Annotated in this window: 12 protein-coding genes and 1 tRNA gene; 5 read left to right on the top strand and 8 right to left on the bottom strand. The window is 71.3% G+C overall.

What is annotated here, in order from left to right:
* Both CR470_RS12650 and CR470_RS12645 read left to right on the top strand, forming a co-directional pair.
* Positions 1-885, top strand: an 885-nt coding sequence (locus CR470_RS12650) for an SPFH domain-containing protein (RefSeq protein WP_257138603.1), incomplete at its 5' end; no start/stop codon positions are given.
* A 211-nt stretch (positions 886-1,096) separates the two neighbouring features.
* On the top strand, positions 1,097-1,687 hold the full coding sequence (locus CR470_RS12645; RefSeq protein WP_097867690.1) for a lytic polysaccharide monooxygenase auxiliary activity family 9 protein: 591 nt from the start codon (positions 1,097-1,099) through the stop codon (positions 1,685-1,687).
* 232 nt (positions 1,688-1,919) lie between these two features.
* Here CR470_RS12645 and CR470_RS12640 read toward each other — a convergent pair.
* From CR470_RS12640 to ehuB, 7 genes are all read right to left on the bottom strand, one after another.
* Positions 1,920-1,993, bottom strand: a tRNA-Lys gene (locus CR470_RS12640).
* Between the two features lie 95 nt (positions 1,994-2,088).
* The gene (locus tag CR470_RS12635) at positions 2,089-2,631 is read right to left on the bottom strand and encodes a hypothetical protein (protein ID WP_097867689.1); all 543 of its coding nucleotides are present in this window, start codon (positions 2,629-2,631) and stop codon (positions 2,089-2,091) included.
* 39 nt (positions 2,632-2,670) lie between these two features.
* Positions 2,671-3,429, bottom strand: coding sequence for an IclR family transcriptional regulator (locus CR470_RS12630; RefSeq protein WP_097867688.1), 759 nt, complete (start codon positions 3,427-3,429; stop codon positions 2,671-2,673).
* Positions 3,430-3,596: 167 nt separating this feature from the next.
* Entirely contained in the window at positions 3,597-4,454 is an 858-nt protein-coding gene (gene ehuA, locus CR470_RS12625) for an ectoine/hydroxyectoine ABC transporter ATP-binding protein EhuA (RefSeq protein ID WP_097867687.1), read from the bottom strand.
* Entirely contained in the window at positions 4,444-5,085 is a 642-nt protein-coding gene (ehuD, locus tag CR470_RS12620) for an ectoine/hydroxyectoine ABC transporter permease subunit EhuD (RefSeq protein ID WP_097867686.1), read from the bottom strand. Before ehuD ends, ehuA begins: the two co-directional genes overlap by 11 nt.
* Positions 5,082-5,813, bottom strand: coding sequence for an ectoine/hydroxyectoine ABC transporter permease subunit EhuC (gene ehuC / locus CR470_RS12615; RefSeq protein WP_097867685.1), 732 nt, complete (start codon positions 5,811-5,813; stop codon positions 5,082-5,084). The genes ehuD and ehuC overlap by 4 nt, the downstream gene beginning before the upstream one ends.
* 18 nt (positions 5,814-5,831) lie before the next feature.
* On the bottom strand, positions 5,832-6,734 hold the full coding sequence (ehuB, locus tag CR470_RS12610) for an ectoine/hydroxyectoine ABC transporter substrate-binding protein EhuB (RefSeq protein WP_097867684.1): 903 nt from the start codon (positions 6,732-6,734) through the stop codon (positions 5,832-5,834).
* 224 nt (positions 6,735-6,958) lie between these two features.
* On the opposite strand from ehuB, the gene CR470_RS12605 reads away from it, so the two are divergent.
* Entirely contained in the window at positions 6,959-7,426 is a 468-nt protein-coding gene (locus tag CR470_RS12605; protein ID WP_097867683.1) for a hypothetical protein, read from the top strand.
* Here CR470_RS12605 and CR470_RS12600 read toward each other — a convergent pair.
* Positions 7,398-8,399, bottom strand: coding sequence for a D-2-hydroxyacid dehydrogenase (locus CR470_RS12600; RefSeq protein WP_097867682.1), 1,002 nt, complete (start codon positions 8,397-8,399; stop codon positions 7,398-7,400). The genes CR470_RS12605 and CR470_RS12600 overlap by 29 nt on opposite strands.
* 243 nt (positions 8,400-8,642) lie before the next feature.
* Here CR470_RS12600 and CR470_RS12595 point away from each other — a divergent pair, with 243 nt between their 5' ends.
* Positions 8,643-9,407 carry a maleate cis-trans isomerase family protein gene (locus CR470_RS12595; RefSeq protein ID WP_097867681.1) on the top strand — a complete coding sequence of 255 codons (765 nt, stop codon included), beginning with the start codon at positions 8,643-8,645 and terminating at the stop codon, positions 9,405-9,407.
* A 71-nt stretch (positions 9,408-9,478) separates the two neighbouring features.
* Positions 9,479-10,633 (top strand): LLM class flavin-dependent oxidoreductase, encoded by a 1,155-nt coding sequence (locus tag CR470_RS12590; RefSeq protein WP_097867680.1) that lies wholly within the window; start codon positions 9,479-9,481, stop codon positions 10,631-10,633.
* Positions 10,634-10,642: the final 9 nt, after the last annotated feature.

The raw sequence follows: 10,642 nt of genomic DNA, 5'->3' as shown, positions 1-10,642 counted from the left end.
CAGGGCCCCGCCCTGCCCGGCTCCGCCGCCCTGCTCGTCGGCGCGGCCGGGATCGCCGGCGGACTCGCCGTCCTGTGGTGGCGCGGCGCGCTGCCCACCGCCTGGCAGACGGCCGTCGGCCTCACCCCCCGGGCCGACCTCGGCGTCGGCTTCGGCGCCTGGGCCCTGCTCGCCCTTCTCGCCACCGTGGTGCTCCTCGCGCTGGGCGGCCTCGGCCGGGGCAGGGTCGGGTACGCGTGGGTGCTCACGCTCTTCGGCGACTACCGGGGCAGCGTCCGGCGCACCGGCCTCGTCTGGGTCTCGCCCCTGCTGCTGCGCCGCCGCGTCGACGTACGGCTGCGGCACTGGCGCAGCGAACCGCTGCCCGCCGTCGACGCGAACGGCACCGCGCTGCGCGTGGTCGTCCTCGTGGTGTGGCGGATCAACGACACGGTCCGGGCCGTCCTCGGCATCGAGGACCACGAGGCGTACCTGAGCGCACAGGTCGAGGCCGCGATGGCCCGGGTCCTCTCGCAGTTGCCCGCGGACGCGTTCCACGAGGACGCCCCGAGCCTGCGCGACGCGGAGGCGGTCGGCGACGCGCTGACCCGGATGCTGAAGGCGGACTGCGAACCCGTGGGCGTGGAGGTGTACTCGGCGCAGCCGACCGGCATCGAGTACGCCCCCGAGGTCGCGGCGGCGATGCAGCGGCGGCGGATCGCCGCGATCGACTCGATGCACCGGGACAGCGTGCTCACCTCCGTGGTGGACGCGGTCGACGACACGGTCAACCGGCTCACCACGCGCGGCATCGTCGAACTCGACGACTACGAACGCAAGGCACTCGTCAAGGACTTGACGGTCGCCTTCTACACCGGTCGCAGCGGGGGAGGGGACGGGGCCTGAGGGCCCGGGGGAGGGCCGGGGACGGTCCGGGGGCGGTCCGTCCACCGGCTGGAATATGACGCTCATTGGTCTGGACATGTTCACGTCGCGTCAATAATCTAAGGCTTGGTCTAGACCGCAGTACCTCGCATGCACAGGACCACGCACCAAGCGCGCAGCAGTCGAGCAATGCTCATGGAACCTCCCCCACGTTCTAGAGGAGCGACAGCCCATGCGGAAAAAGACAGGCGCGGCCGTGATCGGTCTGGCGATAGCGGGCGTCTCGGTGCTCGCGACCACGAGCGCCAGCAGCCACGGCTACACGGACTCCCCGATCAGCCGCCAGAAACTCTGTGCCAACAAGACGGTGACCGGCTGCGGCAACATCCAGTGGGAGCCGCAGAGCGTCGAGGGGCCCAAGGGCTTCCCGGCGGCAGGACCGGCGGACGGCAAGATCTGCTCCGGCGGCAACGGACAGTTCGCCCAGCTGGACGACCCGCGTGGCGGCAACTGGCCCGCCACGCAGGTCACCGGCGGACAGGGCTACAGCTTCCGCTGGCAGTTCACCGCCCGCCACTCCACCAGCGACTTCCGCTACTACATCACCAAGGACGGCTGGGACTCCACCAAGCCGCTCACCCGGGCCGCGCTCGAATCGCAGCCCTTCATGACCGTGCCGTACGGGAACCAGCAGCCGCCGGCCACGCTGACCCACCAGGGCACGATTCCCACGCAGAAGAACGGCAAGCACATCATTCTCGCCGTCTGGAACGTCGCGGACACCACCAACGCGTTCTACGCCTGCTCCGACGTCAAGTTCTGACGCTTCGTCCGTCACTGTGCGGCACCATGAGAAGTGCCGGCACCGTCGCGGACCTCGTGCGACGTCAGGGGATGGCCATCGGCCCGCCCTGAAGCGCGGCCCCACCGTGCTCAGTCATCACCAGGTGGCATCCCCGGATTTCCCGCTCTTGCTCAGCGCGGCGGCCCTGGCCGGGGCCGCCGTCAAAGCGCAGTGGGCGGCCTCCGCGAAGGAGACCGCCCACTGCGTGTCGTGCGCCGTCAGGGACTCGAACCCCGGACCCGCTGATTAAGAGTCAGCTGCTCTAACCAACTGAGCTAACGGCGCCTGCTGACTCGAAAATAATACCTGGTCCGGAAGAGTGCTGATGACACCCCTCGTGGCCCCGCCCCCGGAGCCCCGGAAGGCGGGCCCGCGCCGGCCTAGGCAGGCCCACGTCCGGCCACCGCGTCCGGGATCAGCGGGCCGATCCAGGCGGTGAAGGCGTCCCGCAGCTCGGCCCCGGCCGCCCGGACGACCGCGTTGGGATCCTCGGCGGCCTCCAGACCGAAACGGTCGCGCAGCCAGGCCCGGAACGCGGGGTTTCCCGGGCAGGGGTCGTACCCGTCCTCCTCCTCGCGCTCGTCGTAGTAGTCCACGCTGTCCCAGCCGCACATCGGGGACCAGCCGGAGGCGAGGACGCGCAACAGCTCGGGCAGATCGCGGGCCACGACATGGACGCCTCCGTCGTCCCCCAGCAGGAGCACGGGCAGCGTGGCGAGGTCGGCGCGGTCGTCCAGCAGCCAGATCGCGTAGGCCGAGCCGGAGCCGGTGGCCTGGGCGAAGGGCCGGATCCGGTCGGAGATCGGCGGGTAGCCTCCGTCGTCCTCGCCGAAGGCGATCAGCTCGAAGCCGGGCGCGAAGTAGTCCTCGACGCCGTCCTCGAACTCCTTGAGGAGGTTCAGCGCGGGTATCGGTGCGTACATGGCGGTGACGCTACCGGCCCTGAGCACCGGCCCCGGCGGCTACAGCGCCAGCGACAGCAGGACCGGCGCCGCCCGGCGGCTGAGGGTCTCGGCCGCCTCCCGCAGCCGGTGCGCGTCCTCGATCGGCAGTGACAGGGCGAGGCAGCCCGCGGCGGAGCCGGCCGTCAGCGGCACGGCCGCGCAGACGGTGCCCACCGCGTACTCCTGGAGGTCCAGCACCGGGACCGTGGTGGACTGGGCGTCCAGCTGGGAGAAGAGGATCTTCTCGCTGGTGATCGTCCGGGAGGTGAGCCGCGCTGTCCGGTGCCGGGAGATGTGGTCGCGCCGCCCGTCGTGGTCGAGCTGGGACAGCAGGCACTTGCCGACCGCGCTGGCGTGCGCGGAGGAGCGGAAGTCCACCCACTCGTTGACCGCCGGTGTCAGGGGTCCGTCCGCGACCTGCTCCACTCTGACCTCGCCGTCGACATACCGGCTGAGATAGACCGCCGCGCCGACGGAGTCGCGCAGCTCGGTCAGGATGTGCTGGAGGCGGTCCTCCAGGGCCTGGCGGCGGGCCGCCCCGGAGCCGAGCAGCAGCAGCGAGGCGCCTATGACGTACGCGCCGTCGCTGATCTGCTCGACATATCCCTCGCGGCGCAGCGTGAGGAGCAGGGAGGCGAGGTGGCCGGTCGGCAGCCCCGTCTCGCGGGAGATCTGGGCATCGGTCACGCCGTTGCCGTGCTGGGAGACCGTTTCCAGCACGCGCAGGGCGTACTGCACCGAGTGGAACGGCGCGGTCGGCTCGGGCTTCAACACCACGGTGTCCCCCTACCAGGTTGTGACCGCAAGCTTTCGCCCCACGATAGCCGCCGGAACGCCCCTGCGGGGCGGCAGTTGACGGGTCGGCGGGCGCGCCCCGGAGCTGTCATCTGGGGCGCACCCGTCTGGCATATGCCACCGTCATGGTCGATGGCTCAACCGCGAGGTCACAGCACCGCGTTGAGGAACTCGCGCGTACGTTCGTGTGACGGATCGGAGAAGATTTTTTCCGGGGATCCGGACTCCACGACCCGTCCCGCGTCGAACATCAGGACCTTTTCCGAGACGTCCCGGGCGAAGTTCATCTCGTGGGTCACGCAGAGCATGGTGATGTCGGTGTTGCGGGCGATGTCCCCCAGCAGTTCCAGCACGCCCGCCACCAGCTCCGGGTCGAGCGCCGATGTCACCTCGTCCAGGAGCAGGATCTCCGGCTCCATCGCGAGGGCGCGGGCGATGGCGACCCGCTGCTGCTGGCCGCCGGAGAGCTGCGAGGGATGGGCGTCGACCTTGGCGGAGAGGCCGACCAGGTCCAGCAGTTCCCGGGCCCGCACCTCGGCCTCCTCGCGGCTCTTGCCGAGCACGCTGACCGGGGCCTCGGTGATGTTCTCGATCACCTTCATGTTCGGGAAGAGGTTGAACTGCTGGAACACCATCCCGATCTTCTTCCGGGACTCGCGCAGCTGCTTCTCGCCCGCGGGCTTCAGCGAACCGTCCGGGGCGCGGACGTGGGACAGCGGGGAGCCGTCGACCCAGATCACCCCGTCGCTGATCTTCTCCAGCGTCATCAGCAGCCGCAGGATCGTGGTCTTGCCCGAGCCGCTGGGCCCGATCAGGGTGACGTGCTCGCCGCGGTCCACGGTGAAGTCCAGCTCGTCCAGGACCACATGGTCGCCGTAGCGCTTGACCACCTTGTCGAACCGCACCAGCGGTTCGCCCGTGCCCGCGGCGGCCGGTGCGGCGTCCTCGGGAGCTGCGGCCGGCCCCGGCGACTCCGTCTTCTTCAGGGGGAGGGGTTCAGTGGCCAAGGCGCTTCTCCAGCTTTCTCATCAACAGCGACGTGGGGTAGCTCGCGACCAGGAAGATCAGGCCGGCGAGGGTGAACACCTCGGTGTACGCGAACTGTTCGGCCCCGTACTTCCGGGCCTCGAAGACCATCTCCTGCACCGTGATCACGGCGAGGAACGGCGTCTCCTTGAACATCGAGATCGCGTAGTTGCCGAGCGCGGGCAGCACGTTGCGCACCGCCTGCGGCAGGATCACGGCCTGCCAGGTGCGCCGGGGCGACAGCGACAGCGCGCGGCACGCCTCCCACTGGCCCTTCGGCACACCGTCGATCCCGGCCCGGTAGACCTCGGAGGTGTACGCGGCGTAGTGGACGCCCAGCACGGCGATGCCGATGTACAGCGGCTCGACCGAGTTGAACAGGGCTGCCGCCCCCACCAGTTGGACCAGCAGCGGGGTGGAGCGGACGAACTCCGTTACGAGGCGCACCGGGACGGTCACGAACTTGCTGGGCGCGCGCCCGGCCATCGCGACGGCCAGTCCCAGCACGGCGGCCACCAGGGTGCCGAGCACCGTGGCGAGCAGGGTGACCTTGAACCCCTCCAGGAGGAGGGGCAGGGACTCCCCCACGGCGTTCCAGTCGAAGCCGTTCACCGGGTACCTCCCACGGCGGTCGTGGACGCGCTGCGGCTCTTGAGCAGGCTCTCCGCGCCGGTGTCCAGGCCGAGCCGCCGCTTGGCGCTCTGCTCCAGCCGATTCATCATCAGGGTCAGCGCGTACGCCAGGACGAAGTAGGCGACCAGCAGGGTCAGATAGGCGGTGAGGGTCTCGCCGGTACGGTCGCGCAGCTGCTGGATCACCGTCATCAGATCGGCGGCGGAGATCAGCCACAGCAGCGGGGTGCACTTCAGCAGCTGGATCAGCAGGTTGGTGAAGGACGGGATCATCTGGACCCAGGCCTGCGGCAGGATCACCTTCCACAACCGCCTGGACGGGCTCAGGTTGAGCGCGATCGCCGCCTCGTACTGCCCGCGTGGTACGGAGTTGATCGAGCCCCGCACCACTTCGGCACCGTACGCACCGTAGTTGAGGCCGAACGCGACCACGCCGCAGATGACGGGGGCCAGTTCGTATCCGGTCAGCAGCGGCATCGCGTAGTAGAGCCAGAACAGCTGGATGTAGAGGGAGGTGCCCCGGAAGAACTCCACGACCACCCGGGAGACCCCACGCGCCAGGAGCAGCCGGCTGCCCGCCATCAGGCCGAGCGCGAAGGCCAGGACACCGGCCAGCAGCGCGCCCAGGACCGTGGCCAGAAGCGTCACCCGCAGGCCCGAGCGGACCCGGGGGAACTCCTCGACGAGGAGGGAGAAGAAGTCACTCATGCGTGCGTGTCCGCCCCGTCAGCCCTTGCACAGATCCGCGGTCTTCAGGTCTGCGGGCGGGATCTCCGTCTCCCCGAACCCGTACGGCTCCAGCAGCTGCACATAGCGGGAGCGGTCCGACACGATCTTCTTCAGCTCGCGGTTGAAGGAGTCCCGCAGGTCCTCGTTGCCCTTGCGGAACACCGCGCCGCCGGGGGAGAACTGCTCCTTGCCGTCCAGCTCCGGCACGAACGCCTCGGTGACCTCGGTGTCCGGGTTGGTCTTCGCCAGCCAGCGCAGCGAGATGCCGGTGAGCAGGAAGGCGTCGACCCGGCCGCCCTTGACGGCGTCGGCCCCGTCCTGCGGCTTCTGCAGCGTCTTGATCTTGTCCTCGGGGATGCCCGCGCCCTCGGCGTAACTGCCCTCGACCGCACCCGACATCACGCCCACGGTGATCCCCGCCTCCTTCGCGGAGGCCAGATCGGTGATCTTCTTCGGGTTGCCCTTCTTCACCATCAGCGCGGTCGGCGAGATGAACTCCGGCTCGGAGAAGATCGCGTTGCCGCAGCGCTCCGGGGTGATGGCCATGCCCGCGCTGACCACGTCGTACTTCCCGGCCTGGAGCCCGGGGATCAGGCCGTCCCACTCGGAGAGCGTCGGCTTCAGCTCGTCCACCCCGAGCGCCTTGAAGATCTCCCGGTGAAGCGTCGGGGCCTCACCCTTGAGTTCCTTGCCCTCCAGGTACCCGTACGGGGCCTCGTTCGCGTACGCCACCCGTACGAAGCCCTGCTTACGGAGCTTGTCCAGGGCGCCCTCGCCGGTCGCGGAGCCGGAGTCGGTCTTGCTGCACGCGGTGAGGAGGCCGGGAACGACGAGGAGGCCGCCCACGGCCGCCGTTCCGTTGAGGAAACCCCGGCGGGACAGGTTCGGGAATTCAGCCATGGTTCGCAATCTCCTGGAGGTCGAACAGTCCGGACAGAGTGACCCCCTGCCCGATCCCGTACGTCTATGCAGGAAGCCGGAGTCATGTAACCCAACAGAGGCCGGAAGGTGACCTTCCCGTGCCCGGAGGGGAGCGGAGCGCCACCGAGGGAGTGCGGGGCGTGTTCCCCCGTCACGCGGGACTCATGACTCCGCATCGGCCACTTCTGTGATCAGGTGGCGCCATGGTTGCCATATGGACAAGCGTCGTAGCGGTCGGGGGCACGCTCATGGGCGCAGTGGTCACGCACCTCTTCCAGCGCCTCTCGGCCTCGCGCGCCGAGCGGTTCGCGCGGTCGGAGGCGCTGCGGCAGGAGCGCACGGCCGTCTACGGGTCGTTCGCCGCGGCGGTGGAGGACTACCGCCACGGCCAGGCGGGCCGCTGGTACCGCATGAGGGAGGGGCGTACGGAAGACGCCTTCATCGAGGCACGTGACGAGGCCCACCGCCTTCGCACAGCCACCCGCCACGTGCTCTACCGGGTCAAACTGCTCACCGACGACCGAGAAGTGGTCCTCGCCGCCGAACAGGCCTACCGGTGCGCACGGGATGTGTCGACCGCACAGGACCAGGCCGAGCACGACGCGTTGGACGCCGGGGCGAGGCAGGCGATCGAGGAGTTCATCACCCGGGCCGCGCCGCTGACCCGGTGACACCCGGGCCCGAGCCGCCGGGCAGGTCCGTGGACGGTACGTAACCGAGGGCCTTGTCGACCGTGTTCGGCAACGGCAGGCCACGCGACCACTGTTCGTACATCGCCACGAAACGCTCGCCCAGCCGGTCGCGCCAGCCCGCGGTGTTCCCGCCCAGGTGCGGTGTCAGGACGAGCCCCGGGGTGTCCCACAGCGGGCTCCCGGGGCCCGGCGTCTCCTCCTGGAAGGTGCTGAGCGCCGCCCCGGCGAGCCAGCGGCGGTTCAGCGCGTCCACCAGGTCGGCCTCGACCACCGTCGCCGCGCGCCCCGCGCCGATGAACCGTGCCGACGGCTGGAGCAGCCCGAAGAACCGGCTGTCGAACATCCCGCGTGTCGACTCCGTGAGCGGGACCGCCGCGATCACCCAGTCCGCCCGCGCCGCCAGCCGGTCCAGATCCGCCACCCCGTGGATCGTGCGCCGGGCCGTCCGCCCCACCAGCGCCACCGTGACCCCCAGGCCGTGCAGCAGCCGGGTGATCTCCCGGCCGATCGGCCCCGCGCCCACGACCAGCGCCCGCGATCCGGCGACCCGCTGCCCCTCCCGGTCGTGCGGGCGCCGCTCCCGCCGGCACTCCAGGACGCCGGGGAGATCCGTGGCGAAGGCCAGCACCAGACCGGCCACGCACTCCGCGACCGGCCGTTCGAAGACGCCCCGCGCGTTGGTGACGACGGTGTCGGACGCGACCAGCCCCGGGCAGAGCAGCCGGTCCACGCCCGCGCTCGCCGTGTGCACCCAGCGCGGCCGGCTCCCCGGCCCCGGCCAGGCCTTCCGCACCGCGTCGGACGCCAGGTCCCACACGAGCAGTACGTCGGCGGCCGGGAGCAGCCCGGCGAGCGAGGAGGCGTCCGCGTGCCGCACGTCCACCCGGCCGGTCAGCCGGCCGAGCCGCGGGGAGGGTTCGGCGTCGAGGACGAGCAGGACGGGATCCGGCATCGCTGGTCAGCCCTCCGCGGTGGAGCGGACGTACGGATCGCCCACGCTCGCAGCAGCCTCCCCCTTCGTCAACGAGGCCCGGCCGCGCGCCCCGCTGCCCGCCCGGGGGAATACTGGGAACAAGTCGGGGCAAGAGTGACCGGTCGCGCGGTCACGGCCACCGGAGCGTCCGGAGTGCCGCCGCGATCCCGTAACGGGGTCGCCCGCCGTGCGGCGAGCCGTCGACGCACAGGAAGGGTGGACATGACGACCGTAGGACTTCTCTACCCGGGCCACGCCGCCGAGGACGACTTCCCACGGACCGAGATCCTGCTCGACACCGACATCCGGCTGCCCCTGTTCTCCACCGAGACCGGGGAGGACGTCTACCGCGCCGACGCGCTGCGCGAGCAGGGCGGCCCCGCCCGGATCGCCGAGGGCGTCGAGGAACTGCGCCTCGCCGGGGCCGAGGCACTGCTGTGGGCCTCCAGCGGCGGCAGCTTCGGGCGGGGCTGGGAGGGCGCCCACGAGCAGGTCGCCACGCTCGCCCGGGGCGCCGGCCTGCCCGCCTCCAGCACCTCGATCGGCTTCGTCCACGCGGTACGGGAGCTGGGCGCGGGCCGGGTCGCCGTCGCCGCCCCCTACCCCGAGGACGTCACCGGGCTCTTCGTGGAGTTCCTGGCGTCGGCGGGCGTCGAGGTGGTGGCCGCGGTGTCCGGCGGGGCCACCACGTCGGACGAGGCCGGGTCCTGGGCCCCGGAGCGGGTGAAGCGGCTGGCGCGGGAGGCCGACCACCCGGACGCCGAGGCGGTGCTGATCCCGGACACCTCCCTGCACACCGCCGCGTACGTACCCGAGCTGGAGGAACTGCTCGGCAAGCCGGTCCTCACGGCGAACCAGGTCACGGTGTGGGAGGGTCTGCGCCTCACCGACCGCCGGACCTGGGCCCCCGCGCTGGGCACCCTGTTCGCCACCCGCGAGCCGGTGCTGAGGTCCCTGGAACCCAAGGGCATCGAGATACGGGAATAAGCGGAGTCATCCTCCTGTTGTACCCCTCCGATACACAGCCGTACGACAGCAGCACCGGGAGAGGCCGACACGTGGACGAGATCCGAGGCGACGAGACCCGCGGCGACGCGAGTGGCGACACGAGCGGCGGCGCGGCCGACCGTGACGGGATCCGGGGCGCCGCAGCCGGAACGGCCGCCGTTCCGCTGTCCGTCCTGGATCTGGTCACCGTGGGGCAGGGCCGCACCGCGACCCAGGCCCTGCGCACCAGCGTGGACATCGCGAAGCTCACCGAGAGCCGCGGCTTCCACCGCTTCTGGGTCGCCGAGCACCACTCCATGCCCGGGGTCGCCTCGTCCTCCCCGGCCGTGATCCTGGCGCACATCGCCGCCCACACCGAGCGCATCCGGCTCGGCTCCGGCGGGGTGATGCTGCCCAACCACGCGCCGCTCGTGATCGCCGAGCAGTTCGGCACCCTGGAGGCGATGGCCCCGGGCCGCGTCGACCTCGGCCTCGGCCGGGCCCCCGGCACCGACGGGGCGACGGCGGCGGCCCTGCGGCGCAGCGAGCGGCTCAACGAAGGAGCGGACGACTTCCCGCAGCAGCTCATGGAGCTGATCCGGTTCCTGGACGACGACTTCCCCGACGGGCACCCCTACGCCCGGATCCACGCCGTGCCCGGCCCGGTCCAGGCGACCGCCCCCGGCGGCGTGCAGTCCGCGCACCGGCCGCCGGTCTGGCTGCTGGGCTCCTCCGGCTTCAGCGCGCGGCTGGCCGGGACGCTGGGGCTGCCGTTCGCCTTCGCGCACCACTTCTCGGCGCAGAACACCATCCCCGCGCTCGACCTGTACCGCGAGTCCTTCCGGCCCTCCGCCGTGCTGGACGCCCCGTACGCACTGATCGGGGTCTCGGCGCTGGCCGCCGACGACGAGCGCGAGGCCCGCCGCCAGGTGCTGACCGGCGCCCTGTCCATGGTCCGGCTGCGGACCGGCCGTCCGGGGCTGATCCCGAGCCCCGAGGAGGCGGCGGCGTACGACTTCTCCCCGATGGAGCGGGAGTTCGTCGACGGCTGGCTGGCCAACGTCATCCACGGCACCGCCGACGAGGTCCGCGGCGGCCTCGACGACCTGGCCAAGCGCACCGGCGCCGACGAGCTGATGATCACCGCCAACGCGCACGGTGGCGAGGCGCGGCTGCGCAGCTACGACCTGATCGCGGACGCGTACGGCCTGCCCGCCGCCCCGTAGGACCTGCCG

This window comes from Streptomyces sp. rh34, assembly GCF_002551245.1.
GTDB lineage: Bacteria > Actinomycetota > Actinomycetes > Streptomycetales > Streptomycetaceae > Streptomyces.
Note: the sequence above shows the minus strand (reverse complement) of the source record. Positions and strands in the feature narration are given on the sequence as shown.